Annotated in this window: 16 protein-coding genes; 4 read left to right on the forward strand and 12 right to left on the reverse strand. The window is 69.5% G+C overall.

The window, feature by feature from the left end; all coding sequences use genetic code 11:
* Positions 1–14 precede the first annotated feature (14 nt).
* The 3 genes from ACEYYH_RS03680 to ACEYYH_RS03690 form a co-directional block, all read right to left on the reverse strand.
* Complete coding sequence (locus ACEYYH_RS03680) at positions 15–1,091, reverse strand: threonine aldolase family protein (protein WP_374976939.1); 1,077 nt, start codon at positions 1,089–1,091, stop codon at positions 15–17.
* 48 nt (positions 1,092–1,139) lie between these two features.
* On the reverse strand, positions 1,140–1,853 hold the full coding sequence (locus tag ACEYYH_RS03685; protein WP_374976940.1) for an SDR family NAD(P)-dependent oxidoreductase: 714 nt from the start codon (positions 1,851–1,853) through the stop codon (positions 1,140–1,142).
* A gap of 72 nt (positions 1,854–1,925) precedes the next feature.
* Positions 1,926–3,347 (reverse strand): DUF6421 family protein, encoded by a 1,422-nt coding sequence (locus tag ACEYYH_RS03690; protein WP_374976941.1) that lies wholly within the window; start codon positions 3,345–3,347, stop codon positions 1,926–1,928.
* Between the two features lie 107 nt (positions 3,348–3,454).
* Here ACEYYH_RS03690 and ACEYYH_RS03695 point away from each other — a divergent pair, with 107 nt between their 5' ends.
* Positions 3,455–3,910 carry an Lrp/AsnC family transcriptional regulator gene (locus ACEYYH_RS03695; RefSeq protein WP_374976942.1) on the forward strand — a complete coding sequence of 152 codons (456 nt, stop codon included), beginning with the start codon at positions 3,455–3,457 and terminating at the stop codon, positions 3,908–3,910.
* Positions 3,911–3,996: 86 nt separating this feature from the next.
* Positions 3,997–4,959 (forward strand): diacylglycerol/lipid kinase family protein, encoded by a 963-nt coding sequence (locus ACEYYH_RS03700; protein ID WP_374976943.1) that lies wholly within the window; start codon positions 3,997–3,999, stop codon positions 4,957–4,959.
* A gap of 233 nt (positions 4,960–5,192) precedes the next feature.
* On the opposite strand, the gene ACEYYH_RS03705 is transcribed toward ACEYYH_RS03700, so the two are convergent.
* The 9 genes from ACEYYH_RS03705 to ACEYYH_RS03745 form a co-directional block, all read right to left on the reverse strand.
* A complete protein-coding gene (locus ACEYYH_RS03705) occupies positions 5,193–6,710 on the reverse strand; it encodes a CoA-acylating methylmalonate-semialdehyde dehydrogenase (RefSeq protein WP_374976944.1) in 1,518 nt (505 codons plus the stop codon).
* 46 nt (positions 6,711–6,756) lie between these two features.
* Positions 6,757–8,073 (reverse strand): aspartate aminotransferase family protein, encoded by a 1,317-nt coding sequence (locus tag ACEYYH_RS03710; protein WP_374976945.1) that lies wholly within the window; start codon positions 8,071–8,073, stop codon positions 6,757–6,759.
* A 69-nt stretch (positions 8,074–8,142) separates the two neighbouring features.
* Positions 8,143–9,321: an ABC transporter substrate-binding protein gene (locus tag ACEYYH_RS03715; RefSeq protein ID WP_374976946.1), complete on the reverse strand. Its 1,179-nt coding sequence runs from the start codon at positions 9,319–9,321 to the stop codon at positions 8,143–8,145.
* Between the two features lie 61 nt (positions 9,322–9,382).
* Positions 9,383–10,222, reverse strand: a complete 840-nt coding sequence (locus ACEYYH_RS03720; protein WP_374976947.1) for an ABC transporter permease — start codon at positions 10,220–10,222, stop codon at positions 9,383–9,385.
* Positions 10,219–11,010, reverse strand: coding sequence for an ABC transporter ATP-binding protein (locus ACEYYH_RS03725; protein ID WP_374976948.1), 792 nt, complete (start codon positions 11,008–11,010; stop codon positions 10,219–10,221). Before ACEYYH_RS03725 ends, ACEYYH_RS03720 begins: the two co-directional genes overlap by 4 nt.
* Positions 11,007–11,936 carry an ABC transporter permease gene (locus ACEYYH_RS03730; RefSeq protein WP_374976949.1) on the reverse strand — a complete coding sequence of 310 codons (930 nt, stop codon included), beginning with the start codon at positions 11,934–11,936 and terminating at the stop codon, positions 11,007–11,009. The genes ACEYYH_RS03725 and ACEYYH_RS03730 overlap by 4 nt, the downstream gene beginning before the upstream one ends.
* Before the next feature lie 10 nt (positions 11,937–11,946).
* The gene (locus tag ACEYYH_RS03735; RefSeq protein ID WP_374976950.1) at positions 11,947–12,966 is read right to left on the reverse strand and encodes a TIGR03842 family LLM class F420-dependent oxidoreductase; all 1,020 of its coding nucleotides are present in this window, start codon (positions 12,964–12,966) and stop codon (positions 11,947–11,949) included.
* Positions 12,967–12,979: 13 nt separating this feature from the next.
* A complete protein-coding gene (gene hydA, locus ACEYYH_RS03740; protein WP_374976951.1) occupies positions 12,980–14,422 on the reverse strand; it encodes a dihydropyrimidinase in 1,443 nt (480 codons plus the stop codon).
* A 15-nt stretch (positions 14,423–14,437) separates the two neighbouring features.
* On the reverse strand, positions 14,438–15,286 hold the full coding sequence (locus ACEYYH_RS03745; RefSeq protein ID WP_374976952.1) for a nitrilase-related carbon-nitrogen hydrolase: 849 nt from the start codon (positions 15,284–15,286) through the stop codon (positions 14,438–14,440).
* Between the two features lie 308 nt (positions 15,287–15,594).
* Here ACEYYH_RS03745 and ACEYYH_RS03750 point away from each other — a divergent pair, with 308 nt between their 5' ends.
* Together ACEYYH_RS03750 and ACEYYH_RS03755 are read left to right on the forward strand one after the other, a co-directional pair.
* Positions 15,595–16,782, forward strand: a complete 1,188-nt coding sequence (locus tag ACEYYH_RS03750; protein WP_374976953.1) for a sensor histidine kinase — start codon at positions 15,595–15,597, stop codon at positions 16,780–16,782.
* A complete protein-coding gene (locus ACEYYH_RS03755) occupies positions 16,779–17,417 on the forward strand; it encodes a response regulator (protein WP_374976954.1) in 639 nt (212 codons plus the stop codon). Before ACEYYH_RS03750 ends, ACEYYH_RS03755 begins: the two co-directional genes overlap by 4 nt.
* Positions 17,418–17,497: the final 80 nt, after the last annotated feature.

Here is a 17,497-nt window from a genome sequence, read left to right on the forward strand (position 1 = left end):
TTCCACCCGCTCGCTCAACGAGCGGTGAGCGAGGTCTCCCGGGCGATCGCAGCGAGGAAGGCGTCGATGTCGTTCTCGCTCGTGTCGAAGCTGCACATCCAGCGGACCTCGTTCTTGGCAGCATCCCAGTCGTAGAACCTGAACGAGGTGCGGAGGCGGTCGGCGACGCCGTCGGGCAGGGTCGCGAAGACGCCGTTCGCCTGCGTCGGCTGCGTGAACGCGACGCCCTGGATCGAGCCGTCGGCGAGCCCCGCCTCGATGCCGGCGCGCAGGCGCTGGGCCATCGCGTTGGAGTGCGAGGCATTGCGGTGCCACAGGTCGCCCTCGAGCAGGGCGAGCAGCTGCGCCGACACGAAGCGCATCTTCGAGGCGAGCTGCATGTCGAGCTTGCGGAGGAACTTCAGCCCTTCCGACGCCTCCGGGTTGAGCACCACGACGGCCTCGCCGAGCATCGCGCCGTTCTTCGTGCCGCCGAAGCTCAGCACGTCGACGCCCGCGTCGCGCGTGAAGGCGCGCAGTGGCACGTCGAGCGAGGCGGCCGCGTTCGAGATGCGCGAGCCGTCCATGTGCACGTGCATGCCGAGGCTGTGGGCGTGGTCGGCGATGGTGCGGATCTCGTCGACCGTGTACAGCGTGCCGAGCTCGGTCGACTGCGTGATCGACACGACCAGCGGCTGCGCGCGGTGCTCGTCGCCCCAGCCCCACGCCTCGCGGTCGATGAGCTCGGGGGTGAGCTTGCCGTCGTCGGTCGCGACCGTGAGCAGCTTGATGCCGGCCACGCGCTCGGGCGCGCCGCCCTCGTCGACGTTGATGTGCGCGGTGCCGGCCGAGACCACCGCACCCCAGCGGGGGAGCATCGACTGCAACCCGACGACGTTCGCGCCCGTGCCGTTGAACACCGGGTATGCCTCGACGCCGTCGCCGAAGTGGCGGGCGAACACGACCTGCAGGCGCTCGGTGTACACGTCGTCGCCGTACGCGACCTGGTGGCCGTCATTGGCGGCGGCGATCGCCGCGAGCACCTCGGGGTGGATGCCGGAGTAGTTGTCGCTGGCGAAGCCGCGCAGGTTCGGGTCGTGGATCGTGGTCACGGGTGTCCAATCTCGTATCGCGTGCGGCGGGCCGGGTGCCGGGGGCCGTCACAGCGAGGGGTCGGTCAGGTCGACGATGGTGTCGTTGATCTCGGTCGCGTCGGCGATCCAGAGATCGGCGAACCGCTGCGCGAGCGCCTCCTCCAGTCCGTCGAGGCTCTTCACGCGGAAGATCACGGATGCTGCGGCCAGCGGTCTCCCGGAATCCCGGGCGTCCTTCGCGAAGCCCTGCGCGACGGCGCGCGTCCACGCCTCGGTTGCGGCCTTCACGGCAGCGTAGTTCGCGCCTCCGGCGAGCGGACGTGCCACGGCGGTCGAGGACACCACCGCGAGGCGGCCCGCACCTGAGGCACGCAGATCGGCGTCGAACGCACGGCTGACGTGCCGGAGCGCCGTGAGCGAGCCCTCCAGGAAGCGGAAGTCCGCGTCGGTCTGGGCCGCCAGCCCACCTCCGCCGCGCCAGCCGCCCACGAGGTGGAGCAGGCCGTCGACGGGTCCCTCGGTCTCCCGGATGCGTTCCGCCAGCGAGGCGACCGCCGCCTCGTCACCCAGATCGCACACCTCCGTACGGACGACCCCGGCAGGATCCGAGCCGAGGGGCGCAGCATCCGTTTCCAGTGCACCGGCCAGGTCGCGCAGCTTGCCGGCGTCGCGGCCGACCGCCACCACGCGCGCACCCGCGTCGCGCAGCACACGCGCGGCCGCGAGGCCCGAAGCACTGGTCGCGCCGGCGATGATCACGAGTCTGCCTGAGACGCTCATGTCTCCACCTTTCCACGTCGCGAACGAGCGTTCTCGGCGAGAGGCGAGCCTCGCCGAGAACGCGCGCCCGCGTCAGGAGTCGCGTCCGGTGATCCCGGCGGTCGATTCGATGACGGGCTTCATCTTCTTGTCGAGCGCCTCGAAGAACATCGACAGTGGGAACTCGTCGTCCATGACCGCGTCGGTGTAGCCCTTCGGCGTGCCGGCGAGGATCTCGTCGGGGAGGCCTCGTGCCCACCGCGAGGCGGGGTTCGGCGTCAGCGTCGAGCGCACCAGATCGTACGCCGCGAGCCAGTGCGCGGTCTTCGGCCGGTCGATGGACCGCCAGTACAGCTCGTCGATGGCCTCGCCGAGCGCGATGACGGCGGCGGGCACGTCGTCCCAGTCGAAGGCGAGCGCGGTGTCGGTCCAGTGCAGCACGTCGCGCTGGTGCAGCCAGGCGAACAGCAGCTGGCCACCGAGCCCGTCGTAGTTGCGCACGCGCGTGCCGGTGATCGAGAACCGGAAGATCCGGTCGAAGATCACGGCGTACTGCACGAGCTTCGCGTGCTCGAGCATCTCGGTCTCGGCGGGGCTGAGCGACTCCTGCGCGGCGAGGCGCTTCTCGATCGCGACGCACTCGCGGAACGCGGTGAGGTCGCAGCGCAGCTCTTCGAGCGAGTACAGGAAGTACGGCATCCGCTGTTTGATCATGAACGGGTCGAACGGCAGGTCGCCGCGCATGTGGGTGCGGTCGTGGATGATGTCCCACATCACGAACGTCTTCTCGGTGAGCTCCTGGTCGTCGAGCATGCGCGCGGCTGCCTCGGGCAGGTCGAGCTTGGTGATCTCGGATGCGGCGCGCACGACACGGCGGTAGCGCGCGGCCTCGCGGTCCTGGAAGATCGCGCCCCAGGTGAACGTGGGGATCTCGCGCATCGCGACGGTCTCGGGGAACAGCACCGCGCTGTTCGTGTCGTATCCGGGCGTGAAGTCGAGGAATCGCAACGACACGAACAGCTTGTTGCCGTAGTCACCGGCTTCGAGCTGGGCGATGAACTCCGGCCAGATCACCTCGACGAGCACCGCCTCGACGTGCCGGTCGCGCGAACCGTTCTGCGTGTACATCGGGAAGACGACGAGATGACGGATGCCGTCAGCCCGCTGCTGCTGGGGCTGGAAGGCCTCGAGCGACTCGAGGAAGTCCGGGATGGCGAATCCCTGGTCCGTCCAGCGCTCGAAGTCCCCCACGGATGCGGAGAGGTAGTCGGCGTCGTGGGGGAACGCGGGCGCCAGCGCGCGGATGCCGGCCGTGATCTCGGCGACCAGAGCGCGGGCCTCGTCGTGGGCGGCAGCATCCGGAATCGATCCGTCCTGCGCCTGGAGGCTCTGGATCGCGGTCGCGGCGGCTTTGAGGCGCAACCAGGCCTCACTGGTCTCGGCCAGGCGCGCGTCCTCGACGACCTCGGGTTCGCCGACGATCGCCTTCGACGTGTGAAGGGTGCTGCTGGACATGGTGAACCTCCGATCTTCGAGTGCGGTTTCGCGCTCCATTCTAGAGAAGTTCCCTTCATCACGAGATTCGGCAGGAAAATTTCCTGTTGGCCGCGTAGAGTCGAGCCATGCCCGGGCTGGAAGACGCGATGGATGCCGCCATCGTGCGCGAGGTGTCGCAGGACGCCCGTGCCACCCTCGCCGACCTGTCGGCAGCGGTCGGGCTGTCGGTGTCCGCCGTGCAGGCGCGACTGCGCCGGCTCGAGAGCCGCGGCGTCATCACCGGCTACCGCGCCCTCGTCGACGCCGAGGCGGTCGGCAAGCCGCTCGCGGCCTTCGTCGAGATCACTCCGCTCGACCCCGCCCAGCCCGACAACGCGCCGGAGCTCCTCGAGCATCTCTCCGAGATCGAGGCGTGCCACTCGATCGCCGGTGACGCCAGCTACATCCTGCTCGTGCGGGTCTCGACGCCGCGTCATCTCGAGTCGCTGATCCGCGACATCCGTGCCGCCGCGTCGGTCAACACCCGCACGACGGTCGTGCTGCAGACGTTCTACGAGAACCGCCCGATCCTCCCGGCCTGAGGCATCCGCTGCCTCGCGGACCCGCAGATCGCGGGCTTCGGTGCAAGCCCTCCGCCGAGGTGGACGGCTATCGGTAGCCTCGCCACATGGACGCGGCTCAGAACACCCCGGCCGAGGGCCGGAGAGTGCTCATCGTGCGGAACGTGCAATCCGGCACGGCGGTGATCCGGTCGGACCCCGGGGCGACGTTCGCCGAGCGCCTGCCGCACGCCGTCGTGCACGAGCTTGTCGAAGGGGAGGACCTCGCCGAGGTCGTCGGCGCCGCGATGGCGTCGGATGCCCCACCACACGTGCTCGGGATCTACGGCGGCGACGGATCGGTCTCGCGCATGGCGCACCTCGCCCGGCAGTACGACCGTCCGTTGCTCGCGATGCCCGGCGGGACGTTCAACCACTTCGTGCGGGCGCTCGGCGTGGACAGCGTCGACGCCGCCATCGACGCGTACGAGACGGGGTCGACGGTCGAGGTCGGCGTCGCCGATGCGACCGCAGACGACGACGCACCGCTCACGGTGCTCAACGTCGTCTCGGTCGGCGCCTACCCCGAGCTCATCGAGGAACGCGAGCGCCGGAACAGCCTCGGAAAGTGGCTCGGCGGAGTCGCTGCCACGGCGGTGGCGCTGCAACGGGCGGAGCCTCTCACGATCGTGCGGAGCGGACACCGCGCCCGCGTGTGGTCGGTCTTCGTGAGCGTCGGCCGCAACGATCCCGACCGGGTCGCCACGATGCAGCGTCAGGAGGCGGAGGCCGGCGTGCTCGATGTGCGCATCCATCATGCACGCGGATCCAAGGTGCGCGCCTTCGCGTCCCTGGCGTTCGGCAAGCGGTCCGCGGCGGTGCTGCGTGCGGCGCGCCTCTTCCCACGCGATGCGGACGTCGAGCGTCTCGTGGTTCCGGAGCTCGAGCTGCGGGTGCGCCCCGAGCAGGGGCATCCGTCCGTCTTCGTCCATGACGGCGAGTTGGAGCAGCGGGATCCCGGCGGCTTCATCCTGCGCTGCGTCGCGGTGCCGCGCGCCGTGACGGTCTTCGCGCCTCTCGGCGAACGCTGAGGTGAAGGGTCCAGGCGGACGGCGCCGGTGGTGGTGCGTGAACACTCCTGTGTGGTCGATGAACTTCCGGCTCACACGGGCATGGAGGTTCGCGTGTGGTTGATGAACTTTCGGCTCACACGTGTTCCCATCCTCGAGGGGAGCCGTGTGAGCCGGAAGTTCATCGAGGTTCTCGGAGCAGTCGAGCGCATCGGTGCCGCTGCGCGCGACTCAGTGTGAGTGGACCGGAGGCGTCAGTCGTGCTGGGGGAAGCCCAGGTTGATGCCGCCGTGCGACGGGTCGAGCCAGCGCGACGTGATCGCCTTCTCGGCCGTGAAGAACTCGAAGCCGTGCGGGCCATAGGCCTTCGCGTCACCGAAGAGCGACGCCTTCCAGCCGCCGAACGAGTGGTACGCCACCGGCACCGGGATCGGCACGTTGATGCCGATCATGCCCACGGTCGCCTCCCGCTGGAACCGCCGGGCGGCGCCGCCGTCGTTCGTGAAGATCGCGGTGCCGTTGCCGTACCGGCTCGAGTTGATGATGCCGAGGCCCTCTTCGTATCCCTCGACGCGCACGACGGAGAGCACCGGCCCGAAGATCTCGTCGGTGTACACGGTCGACGAGGTGGGCACGTTGTCGATCAGGGTCGGTCCGAGCCAGAAGCCGTTCTCGTCGCCGTCGATCTCGACGTCGCGCCCGTCGACCACGACCGACGCGCCGTCCGCGCCCGCCACGTCGAGGTACGACGTCACCTTGTCGCGGTGCTGACCCGTGATGAGAGGGCCCATGTCGCAGCCGCGCGTGCCGTCGCCGACCTTGAGGCCCGCCATCCGCTCGGCGACCTTGGCCACGAACGCGTCGGCGACCGTGTCGACCGCGAGCACGACCGAGATCGCCATGCAGCGCTCGCCCGCCGAGCCGAAGCCCGCGTTGACGGCGGCGTCGGCGGCGAGGTCGAGGTCGGCATCCGGAAGCACCAGCATGTGGTTCTTCGCGCCGCCGAGCGCCTGCACGCGCTTGCCGTGCGACGTGGCGGTCTCGTAGACGTACTTGGCGATCGGCGTCGAGCCGACGAACGAGATCGCGCGCACGTCGGGGTGCTCGAGGAGCGCGTCGACGGCCTCCTTGTCGCCGTGCACGACGTTGAACACGCCGTCGGGGAGTCCCGCCTCGGTGAGCAGGCCCGCGAGCCAGTTCGCTGCGGTCGGGTCCTTCTCGGAGGGCTTCAGCACCACGGCGTTGCCCGCGGCGAGAGCGATGGAGAAGAACCACAGCGGCACCATCGCGGGGAAGTTGAACGGGCTGATGATGCCGACCACGCCCAGCGGCTGGCGCAGCGTGTAGACGTCGATGCCGGTCGAGACGTTCTCGGAGTAGGCGCCCTTGGTCAGGTGCCCGAGGCCGCATGCGAACTCGACGACCTCCATGCCGCGGGCGATCTCGCCGCGCGCGTCCGAGAGCACCTTGCCGTGCTCGGCGGTGAGGATCTCGGCGAGCTCCTCCTTGCGGGCGTTGAGCAGCTCGCGGAACGCGAAGAGGACGCCCTGGCGCTTGGCGATCGACGCGTCGCGCCACTGCAGCCACGCCGCGGACGCAGCATCCACCGCTTCTCCGACGTCTTCGCGCGACGCGAACCGCACCTCCTTCTGGACCGTCCCGAGAGCGGGGTTGAACACCTGGCCGGTGCGCTCGGATGCCCCGGCCCAGGGGGCGCCGTTGATCCAGTGGTCGAGTACCGCCGTCTCGGTGCGCGGCAGGGTGTCAGTCATCGTGTTCCTCCTTCGGAAGCCCTCCTCGTGAGAGGGCGTGCACGTGTCACGCGAGGTCGCCTTCGACCTTCGTCAGAGCTTCATCGTAAATCGAGATCGCCTCCTGCACCTCCCCGGCGGTGACGACGCAGGGCGGCACGACGTGGATGCGGTTCTCCGCGGCGAAGGGCAGCAGGCCCCGCGAGGTGAGCTCCTTCTTGAGGCGGCCGATCACGTCGGCGCCGACCGGCTCACGCGTTTCGCGGTCGGTCACGAGGTCGAGCGCCCAGAACACGCCCTCGCCCCGCACCTCGCCGATGAGCGGGTGCTTCTCGGCCAGCTCGGCCAATCCGGGCCCGATCGTCTCCTCGCCCACGCGGCGCGCGTTGTCGACGATGCCCTCCGACTCCATCGCATCGATGGCGGCGATGATGGATGCTGCGGCCAGCGGGTGCCCTGAATACGTGAGTCCGCCGGGGAAGACGCGATCGTCGAACGTGGCCGCGATCTCCGGCGAGATGATGACGCCGCCCACCGGCACGTAGCCCGAGTTCACGCCCTTGGCGAAGGTGATGAGGTCGGGCACCACGTCGTAGCCCTGGAACGCGAACCAGCGGCCGGTGCGGCCGAAGCCCGCCATGACCTCGTCGAGGATCAGGACGATGCCGTACTTGTCGGCGAGCGCGCGAACTCCGGCGAGGTAGCCCGGCGGCGGCAGCATGATGCCGGCGGTGCCGGGGATCGACTCCAGCAACAGGGCCGCGATCGTGGACGGCCCCTCGGACTGGATGACGCGCTCCAGGTGGTGCAGCGCCCGCTCCGACTCCTCCTCGGGGGTCGTCGCCCAGAACTCGGTGCGATAGAGGAAGGGACCGAAGAAGTGCACGTGTCCGCGGGCGTACTGGTTCGGCATCCGTCGCCAGTCACCCGTCGCCACGATCGCCGCCCCGGTGTTGCCGTGGTACGAGCGATACGTCGAGAGCACGGTGTCGCGGCCGGTGTGAAGGCGGGCCATGCGGATCGCGTTCTCGATCGCGTCGGCGCCGCCGTTGGTGAAGAACACCTTGGCGAATCCGTCGGGCGCCTTGTCGAGGATCTTCTGCGCCGCCTGGCCGCGGTGGAGATTCGCCGTGGCGGGGCCGATGGTCGCGAGACGCCCGGCCTGCTCGCGGATGGCGGCGACGACGGCAGGATGCTGGTGCCCGATGTTCACGTTGACCAGCTGGCTCGAGAAGTCGAGCATGCGGTTGCCGGCGTGGTCCCACACGACGGTGCCCGAGCCGCCGGCGATCACCGGGAGGTCCAGGCCCGCCTGCGCGGACCACGAGTGGAACACGTACGCGCGGTCGAGCTGCGTCGCGAGGGCGTCGAGATCTTCGGTCATCGCTTCATCCTCCTCGTCGAGGTGCGGGGGCGCCACGCCTTCGCGTGACACCCCCGCTGGTGATGGTGCCTACTGGCCGCCCTCGGTGAGGGTGACGTCGATCGGCGTGTACTCGCCGGCGACTTCGACCCCCTCGTCCTTCAGCTCGGCCAGCGCCTTCTCGATGTACTCGTTGGAGTACGCCGAAGCCGGCGGGTCGGTCGTGATGAGCTCGAGGTCGTCCTGGTTCTTGGCCGACAGCGCACCCGCGACCGTCTTGTCCCAGGCCGCCTGATCGACCAGGCCGAAGTCGGCGCCGGTCCAGATCAGCTTGTTGACCTCGTTCATCTGCCACTGCTGGTGCACCGGGCCGACCGGGAACGCCGCCTCGGCGTTGGAGGCGATGTCGTAGACGATCGACGCCGCCTCCTCGGGATTGTCGCGTGCGAAGATCCAGCCCTTGGTCACGGCCTTGAGGAACCGCACCGCGGCGTCCGCGTACGCGGGATCGTCCTCCAGGCGCTGCGTGTCGGCCCAGATGGCATCCTGCAGCATGGCGCCTTCGGTGTCTTCGTATGAGATGACGTCGAAGTCCTCGGGCTGGTACAGCTCGCCCGTCGCCGGGTTGACGACCTCGAGGATCTGCGCCCACTCGTTGTACGTCATCGCCTGGGCGGCGTCGACGTCCCTGTCGAGGAGCGCGTTCATCGAGAAGTCCTGCGTCGTGATCGAGACGGTGGTCGAGTCGAGGTCTTCCGCGGCCATCGCCGCGAAGATCTCCCACTCGTTGCCGAAGCCCCACGAGCCGATCCGCTTGCCCTCGAAGTCCGCGACCTCGGTGATCCCGTCGCCGGCCCACGAGACCTGCAGTGTGCCCGACTTCTGGAACACCTGTGCGATGTCGGTGAGTTCGACGCCGGTGGCCTCGAGCGTTCCGAGCACCTTCGGAACCCACGCGATCGCGAAGTCGACGTCGCCCGCGACGAGGGCGTCCTGCGGCACGATGTCGCCGCCCGACGGGACGATCTCGACCTCGTCGAAGCCCTCCTCCTCGAAGTAGCCCTTCTCCTGCGCGACGTAGTACCCCGCGAACTGCGCCTGCGGCAGCCACTGCAGCTGCAGCGTGATCGACGTGAGCGGCTCGAAGTCCTCGCTCCCGCCTCCGCCGTCGTCGCCGGAGTCTCCGGACCCGGAACAGGCGGCGAGCGCGATTGCCGCCACGGTGAGGACGGATGCCGCGGCCCAGCCGCGTCTGATGCTGTGTCTCATTGCGTTCCTTTCGTGTGGAGCGTTGTCTTTCCCTCGGTGGTTGAGCTTGTCGACCGTCGGTTCAGGCCGACGACCGCCTCGTCGCCAGCCGCTCCAGGAGTGAGGTGACGAGGAAGAACACGAGGCCGATGATGATGCCGCCGAGCACATACGCCCACGCCAGCGCGGCGCGGCCGGACTTCGCGTAGGTGGCGATCGCGGTGCCGATGCCGTCGGCAGGGCCGCCGAAGTACTCGGCCACCAGGGCGGCGATCACCGCGAGCGAGCTCGCGATCCGCAGGCCCGTCATGAGGTACGGAAGCGCCGTGGGCAGGGTGAGCACGCGGAAGGTCTGCCACCCGGACGCCGCGGACGCGCGCAGCAGGTCGCGGTGCACCGGGCGGGTCTGCCGGAGGCCCCGCAGGACGTTGACGAACACCGGGATGAAGGCGGCGATCGTGGCCACGGCCTGGCGCCCGAACTGGCTGGAGGCGCCGAACATCGTGTTGAGGATCGGCGTGATCGCGACGATGGGGATGACCGCGAGCGCCGACACCAGCGGAGCGAGCATGCCGTCGATCGGCTTGGCGGCGGCGGCGAGCCCCGCGAACAGGAGTGCGAGGAGCGAGCCGACGACCAGGCCGATCAGCGCGTTCGTCGCGGTGATCCTCATGTCGTCGAGGATGATCGGGAACCGCCGCACGAACTCCTCGGCGATCGCGATCGGGCTCGGCAGCATGCGAGGTGCAGTGCCGAGCACGTCGACCCAGAAGATCCACACGGCGAGGATGAGGATCCCCACGATGATCGGCGCGACCCACTTCAGCCAGCCCGGAAGCTCGCGCTCGGCCGGCATCGGGCGTGGCGCCTTGCCCGACGGCGTCGTGGTGGCGGGCAGCATCGTGGTCGCGGCATCCGTCATGATTCGCTCGCCCTCGTCACGGGGGCGCCGTGGAGTGCCTCGCGGACCGCGGTGACGCGGTCGAAGAACTCGGGGGATTCGCGCAGGGCCTCGTCGCGCACGTCGCCGAGGCTCGTCTCGATGACGTCTGTGATGCGGCCGGGGCGCGGGCTCATCACGACGACGCGGTCGGAGAGGAAGACCGCCTCGGGGATCGAGTGGGTCACGAAGACGACGGCGGCCGAGGTCTCTGCGGCGATGCGGGTCAGCTCGGACTGCAGGCGCTCGCGCGTCATCTCGTCGAGCGCGCCGAAAGGCTCGTCCATGAGGAGGAGCTTCGGACGCGCGGCGAGCGCGCGCGCGATCGCGACGCGCTGCTGCATGCCGCCGGAGAGCTGATCGGGATAGCGATCGACGAAGTCCGAGAGGCCCACGAGTTCGGCGAGCTCGGCGACGCGCGCGGCGCGGGCCGCCTTGCCGGTGCCGTGCAGCTCCAGCGGCAGGCCGATGTTGGCGCCCACGCTGCGCCAGGGGAGGAGTCCCGCCTGCTGGAAGGCGATGCCGTAGTCCTGGTCGATGCGGGCGCGCTTGGCCGGCTTGCCGAAGATCTCGAGGGTTCCGCTCGTCGCCTGGTCGAGGTCCGCGATGAGACGCAGCAGGGTCGACTTGCCGCAGCCCGACGGGCCGATGAGCGACACGAACTCCCCGGCCGCGACCTCGAGTTCGACACCGGTCAGCGCGACGACCTCCCCGGTCTTCGTCGGGAACACCTTGCCGACGCCGGCGGCGTGGACTGCGAGGTCCGTCATACGGTCGCTTCTCCTCTGCGGTAGTTGGCGAGCCCGAGGCCGATGAGGGCGACCGAGCCGGCAGCGATGAGGCCCAGCGCGATGGAGCCGAACGTCGGACCCCACGGGGCGGCGGGGTCGGAGGAGGCCTGACCCGCGAGCTGGATGAGCATGCGGCCGATGCCCCCGCGCATGCCGATCGAGACCTCGGCGACGACGGCGCCGAGCACCGCGTTCGCGGCCGCGAGCCGGAGCGCGGGAAGGAGGTGCGGCACCGCTGCGGGCAGGCGGAGGCGGAAAAGTGTCGCCCAGTAGCCGGCGGCGTAGCTGTTCATGAGGTCGAGGTGGATGCGGTCCGGCGACGCGAGGCCGCGCAGCACACCGACGGCGACCGGGAAGAACGCGAGATACGACGCGATGACGGCGACCGAGAGCCATTGCGGCCAGGTGCCGCCGCCGCGGTCGATCTGGTTGCCGATGGCGTTGACGACGGGGGCGAAGGCGATGAGCGGCACGATCTGGCTCACCACGATCCAGGGGAGAAGACCCCACTCCAGCAGACGCCAGCGCTGCATCACGAGGCCCAGCACGGCGCCCACCGCGACGCCGATCAGCCAGCCGACGGCCGCGATGCCCAGAGTCACCAGCGCGGCGCCGGCCACCGAGACCCAGAGGGGCGGGGTGTCGCCGCCGCTGGTCGGCGCGAACAACCGCGTGACCATATCCCAGACGTGCGGCATGGCGCGGTCGTGCGTGCGGGGGAGGAGCATGACGCCCGAGCCGGACTCTCCTGGCACCGCGCCGACGATGAAGCCTTCGCTCGGTCCCGCGAACTTGTACAGCTCCCACAGCACGAGTACGGCGAGCACTCCGAGAGCGCCCCAGCCGGCTGCGATCCATCCCCGCAGCTCGCCCTGTCGCCGGGCCGACCAGCCGATGGGCCTCATGCGGCCGCCGTCACTTCTTCGCCGTCACGTGGGCCGAAAGTGCCGGGATCACCGTCTCGCCGTAGACGCGGAGCGTCTCCTCCTTGTTGTCGTGCTGCAGGTAGCCTGCGAACTGGGTCACTCCGAGCTCGCGCAGCTGCTCGAGCTTCGCGATGTGCTCGTCGGCCGTTCCGAGGATGCAGAAGCGGTCCACGATGTCGTCGGGCACGAAGTCGACGTGGTCGTTGTCGGCCTTGCCATGGGTGTTGTAGTCGTAGCCCTGGCGTCGCTCGATGTAGTCGGTGAGCGCCTCGGGCACGCCTTCGCCGTGGTGGCCGTACTTCGCCACGATGTCGGCGACGTGGTTGCCGACCATGCCGCCGAACCACCGGCACTGGTCCCGCATGTGCTCCCAGTCGTCGCCGATGTACATCGGCGCCGCCACGCAGAAGGCCAGCGACTCGGGGTCGCGGCCGGCGGCGGCCGCGGCATCCTTCACCGACTTGATCATCCAGGCGGCGATGTCGACGTCCGCGAGCTGCAGGATGAAGCCGTCGCCGACTTCGCCGGTGAGCTTGAGTGCCATCGGTCCGTACGCGGCGACCCACACGTCGAGCTCGGAGCCGCGGCTCCACGGGAACTGCAGGGTCGCGCCCTTGTACTCGACCGGCCGCGAGTTGGCGAGCTCGCGGATCACGTGGATCGACTCGCGCAGCTCGGCCATCGTCGTGGGTCTGCCGTTGGTGACGCGCACGGCCGAGTCGCCGCGGCCGATGCCGCAGATCGTGCGGTTGCCGTACATCTCGTTGAGGGTGGCGAAGACGGATGCCGTCACCGTCCAGTCCCTCGTCGCGGGGTTCGTCACGAACGGCCCCACGGTGATGCGCTTGGTCTCGGCGAGGATCGCCGAGTGGATGACGTACGGCTCCTGCCAGAGCAGGTGCGAGTCGAACGTCCACACGTGGCTGAAGCCGTGCGCCTCGGCGAGCTTGGCGAGCTGCACCGTGCGTGACGCAGGCGGATTGGTCTGGAGGACGACACCGAAGTCCATGGGCTGCTGCTCCTCAGATCAGGTACTGCGACAGGCCGCGCTTGAGGAACCGGCCGTCGCCCTTGGCGCCGAGGTAATGGCCGCCGTCGACCACGACCTTGCCGCGCGAGATGACGGTGTCGACGTGCCCGTCGATCTCGTAGCCCTCCCACGCGGAGTGGTCCATGTTCATGTGGTGCGTGCGGCCATCGCCGATGCCGATCGACGTGTGGCCGTTCGGGTCGTAGACCACGACGTCGCCGTCGGCGCCGGGCTGGATCACACCCTTGCGTCCGTACAGGCCGAACATGCGCGCCGGGGTGGTCGAGGTGAGCTCGACCCATCGCTCGAGCGTGATCTTGCCGGTCACGACACCCTGGTACATCAGGTCCATGCGGTGCTCGACCGAGCCGATCCCGTTCGGGATCGCGCGGAAGTCCGCGAGGCCGAGGTCCTTCTGTCCCTTCATGCAGAACGGGCAGTGGTCAGTCGACACCATCTGGATGTCGTTCGTGCGCAGCGCCTGCCACATGTGGTGCTGGTGGCCCTCCTTGTTGCTGCGCAGCGGCGTCGAGCACACCCACTTCGCGCCCTCGAACTGGCCCCACTCCTCGCTGAACGCACCGAGCTGCTCCTCGAGCGACAGATACAGGTACTGCGGGCACGTCTCGCCGAACACGTTCCAGCCCTGATCGCGCGCCCAGGCGAGCTGATCCACCGCCTGCTTCGCGCTCACGTGCACGACGTACAGCGGGGCGCCAGTGAGGTTCGCCAGCATGATCGCGCGGTGCGTGGCCTCCTCCTCCATCTGCCACGCGCGGGCGATGCCGTGGTAGTACGGCGCCTTCTTGCCGGCATCCGCCAGCTGCGCCGCCAGCACGTCGATCGCCGGGCCGTTCTCGGCGTGCATCATGGTGAGCAGACCCGTCTCCTGCGAGACCTGCATGGCCTTCAGCACCTGCGCGTCGTCGGAGTAGAAGACCCCTGGGTAGGCCATGAAGAGCTTGAAGCTCGAGACGCCCTCGTCGACGAGCCCCCGCATCGCGGCGAGCGACTCGTCGTCGACGCCGCCGACGATCTGGTGGAAGCCGTAGTCGATCGCGCAGTTGCCTGCCGCTTTCTCGTGCCACGCGGCGAGGCCGTCCTGCACGCGCTCGCCGTAGCGCTGCACGGCGAAGTCGATGATCGACGTCGTGCCGCCCCAGGCCGCCGCGCGCGTCCCGGTCTCGAACGTGTCGGAGGCGTTCGTGCCGCCGAACGGCAGCTCCATGTGCGTGTGCGCGTCGATGCCGCCCGGGATCACGTACTTGCCGGTGGCGTCGATGACGGTGTCGACGGATGCCGCGACATCCGTCCCGAGAAGCTGCGAGCCGGGCGCGAGCACGGCCGCGATGGTCTCGCCGTCGATGAGCACGTCCGCTTCGCCGCGTCCGGTGGCCGAGACGACGGTGCCGCCCTTGATGAGTGTGGTCGCCATGTCAGTCCCCGTTCGTCACGGCTTCGCGATCTTCGTGTAGGAGTCGGGCCGGCGATCGCGATAGAACTGCCAGTCGTCGCGCATCTCGCGCACCATCTCGAGATCGAGGTCGCGCACCAGCAGCTCTTCGTGCGTGCCCGAGCCGCGTTCGCCGACGAAGTTGCCCCGCGGATCGATGACCTGGCTCGTGCCGTAGAAGTCGACGGCGAGATCGCCGTACTCGTTGTCCTCACGACCCACGCGGTTCGGCTGGAGCACGAAGTACCCGTTCGCGACGGCGGCGGCCGGCCCTTCCACCTCCCACAGCCGGTTCGACAGGCCGGGCTTCGTCGCGTTCGGGTTGAACACGATGTGCGCATCGTTGAGTCCGAGCTCGCGCCATCCCTCGGGGAAGTGGCGGTCGTAGCAGATGTACATGCCGATGCGGCCGACCGCGGTGTCGAACACGGGGTAGCCGAGGTTGCCCGGGCGGAAGTAGAACTTCTCCCAGAACCGGTCGAGGTGGGGGAGGTGGTGCTTGCGGTACTTGCCGAGGATGGTGCCGTCCGCGTCGACGAGCACGGCGGTGTTGTAGTACACCCCGGTCTCGGCCTCTTCATAGATCGGCAGCACCGTGACGATCCCGAGCTCCTTCGCGAGCGCGGCGAAGCGCTGCACGATCGGCCCCTCCGACGACTCCGCGAAGCGGTAGTACTTCTTGTCCTGCGTGATCCCGAAGTAGGGGCCGTAGAACAGCTCCTGGAAGCACACCACCTGCGCACCCTGGGCCGCGGCATCGCGCGCGAACCCCTCGTGCTTGTCGAGCATCGACTCCTTGTCGCCCGTCCAGGTGGTCTGCGAAATCGCCGCGCATACCGTCGTCATCGTCTCTCCGTTCATGAACCGGCTGGTGCCGTGTTCGTCCGTCCCTCGGGCGGGTCGGGCGGGGTCCGATCGATGGAGCAGCCCCTTTTCCCGATCCTGGCCATCCGACATTTCCCGTCGGTTTCGGCCTGTGACGCGACAGTAAAGCCTCGCCCCGTGCGGCGCAATGGTCGGCTGGGCAGACCTTATGAATCGAGGGCGCGGATGCCGCAGCATCCGTTGCCGTACATCGCTCGACGGACCCCGCCTGGCACAGATACCGCGCGGGACGGATGCTGCGGCCCCGGGCCCTCGCGTAGCGTGAGACGGTGTTCCGCCGACTGAAGACCTCCCAGCTCGTGGTCGACCTGATCGTGGCGGCCGTCTTCTTCGTGATCGCATGGCCGATCGAGACGGTGCTGGCCAGCGGCGCGTACGGCCTCGAATACGGGCTCGGCTCGGTCGGGCACGCGCTGTTCGGCCTGCTCATCGCCGCGTTGTTCAGTGGCGCGCTCGCGCTGCGCCGCCTGTCACCGCCGCTCGCCCTGGGCATCGCGTGGGTCGGTGCTCTCGTGCAGATGGGACTCGGGCGCCCGCCCAGCTTCTCGGACGTGGCGATCTTCGGCATCCTCTACACGACCGCCGCCTACGGGTCCCGGCTCGTCTACTGGGCCGGCTTCGCCTCGGCGCTCGTCGGAGCGCTCGTGATCACCGTCTACCTGTTCGCAGGACCGGTGTTCGCCGGCGGCGGGCTGTCGTGGCAGACGCTGCCGCTCGCGCTCGTCGTGCTCGTCGCGGGCGCGTTCGCGCTGGGACTGTCGTGGACGATCGGCGCCCTCGTGCGCACCGCGGTGCGGGCGCGCGAGAACCGCGAGGCGCAGCAGAGGGCCGAGGCCGAGACGGCCGCCGAGCAGGAGCGCGTGCGCATCGCACGCGACATGCACGACGTCGTCGCCCACTCCCTCGCGGTCGTGATCGCCCAGGCCGACGGCGCGCGCTACGCCGCCACCGCCGACCCCGCGATCGCGACAGACGCGCTCGCGACGATCTCGACCACCGCCCGCTCGGCCCTCGCCGACGTGCGGCTGCTGCTCGGGCAGCTGCGGCACCGGCAGGGCGACGGGCCGCAGCCCACGATCGCCGACCTCGAGGAGCTGTACGCGCAGGTGCGCACCGCCGGGGTTCAGCTGCGCGTCGACGTCGATCCCGCGCCCCCGGGCGAGCCGCCCGCTGCGGTTCAGCTCGCGGTCTACCGCATCCTGCAGGAGGCGCTCACCAACGCCCTCCGGCACGGCGCTCCGGCAGGCTCGGTCGACGTTCGCCTTTCGTGGCTCCCCGACCGCGTCGAGCTCGACGTGCGCAACCCCATCGTGCCGGGTTCGCAGCCGGGCCGGTCGGGCCACGGCATCATCGGCATGCGCGAGCGTGCCCAGCTCGCAGGCGGCCGGCTCGATGCGGCAGACGAAGCCGGCGCCTTCACGGTGCGCGCCACCATCCCTCTCGGAGGACAGGAGTGATCCGCGTCGCGCTGGTCGACGACCAGGCGCTGTTCCGCGCCGGCATCCGGATGCTCGTCGACTCGCAACCCGACCTCGAGGTCGTCGCCGAGGCCGCCGACGGCCGGGAGGCAGTCGACGCCGTGCGTCAGTCCCGGCCCGACGTGGTGCTCATGGACATCCGCATGCCCGTCATGGACGGCCTCGCCGCCACCGCGGAGCTGCTCACCGACCCCGATCCGCCGCGCATCGTGATGCTCACGACGTTCGACCTCGACGAGGCGGCCGCCCGCGCGATCCGCCAGGGCGCGAGCGGGTTCCTCCTCAAGGACGCCGACCCCGAGTTCCTCCTCGCGGCGATCCGCACCGTGCATGCGGGGTCGGCCGTGATCGCAGCATCCGCCACTCGAGAGCTGTTCGAGAGATTCGCGGATGCCGCGCCCCGACCGGTCCCGCCCGCCTATGCCGAGCTCACCGAGCGCGAGCGGGAGATCTTCGCCCTCGCTGCGCGCGGCTTGTCGAACGCCGAGATCGCGGCGCGGGAGTTCCTCTCCGAGGCCACGGTGAAGACGCACATCAGCCGCATCCTCACGAAGCTCGGCCTGCGCGACCGCGTGCAGCTCGTCGTCTTCGCCTTCGAGCACGGCCTCGCCTAGCTCGTCCTCGTCGTCCTCCGTTCCGCCGTTCCGTCGTCTCGCCCCGTTCACTTGCGCTATATGTACGCGCGCACCCGCGA

Origin of the sequence: Microbacterium trichothecenolyticum (genome assembly GCF_041938625.1) — a bacterium.
GTDB lineage: Bacteria > Actinomycetota > Actinomycetes > Actinomycetales > Microbacteriaceae > Microbacterium > Microbacterium trichothecenolyticum_D.

Coding starts and splice junctions, on each gene's coding strand:
- ACEYYH_RS03685 (WP_374976940.1), bottom strand. CDS start 1,853: ATGAGCGTCTCAGGCAGACTCGTGATCATCGCCGGCGCGACCAGTGCT.
- ACEYYH_RS03690 (WP_374976941.1), bottom strand. CDS start 3,347: ATGTCCAGCAGCACCCTTCACACGTCGAAGGCGATCGTCGGCGAACCC.
- ACEYYH_RS03695 (WP_374976942.1), top strand. CDS start 3,455: ATGCCCGGGCTGGAAGACGCGATGGATGCCGCCATCGTGCGCGAGGTG.
- ACEYYH_RS03700 (WP_374976943.1), top strand. CDS start 3,997: ATGGACGCGGCTCAGAACACCCCGGCCGAGGGCCGGAGAGTGCTCATC.
- ACEYYH_RS03705 (WP_374976944.1), bottom strand. CDS start 6,710: ATGACTGACACCCTGCCGCGCACCGAGACGGCGGTACTCGACCACTGG.
- ACEYYH_RS03710 (WP_374976945.1), bottom strand. CDS start 8,073: ATGACCGAAGATCTCGACGCCCTCGCGACGCAGCTCGACCGCGCGTAC.
- ACEYYH_RS03715 (WP_374976946.1), bottom strand. CDS start 9,321: ATGAGACACAGCATCAGACGCGGCTGGGCCGCGGCATCCGTCCTCACC.
- ACEYYH_RS03720 (WP_374976947.1), bottom strand. CDS start 10,222: ATGACGGATGCCGCGACCACGATGCTGCCCGCCACCACGACGCCGTCG.
- ACEYYH_RS03725 (WP_374976948.1), bottom strand. CDS start 11,010: ATGACGGACCTCGCAGTCCACGCCGCCGGCGTCGGCAAGGTGTTCCCG.
- ACEYYH_RS03730 (WP_374976949.1), bottom strand. CDS start 11,936: ATGAGGCCCATCGGCTGGTCGGCCCGGCGACAGGGCGAGCTGCGGGGA.
- ACEYYH_RS03735 (WP_374976950.1), bottom strand. CDS start 12,966: ATGGACTTCGGTGTCGTCCTCCAGACCAATCCGCCTGCGTCACGCACG.
- hydA (WP_374976951.1), bottom strand. CDS start 14,422: ATGGCGACCACACTCATCAAGGGCGGCACCGTCGTCTCGGCCACCGGA.
- ACEYYH_RS03745 (WP_374976952.1), bottom strand. CDS start 15,286: ATGACGACGGTATGCGCGGCGATTTCGCAGACCACCTGGACGGGCGAC.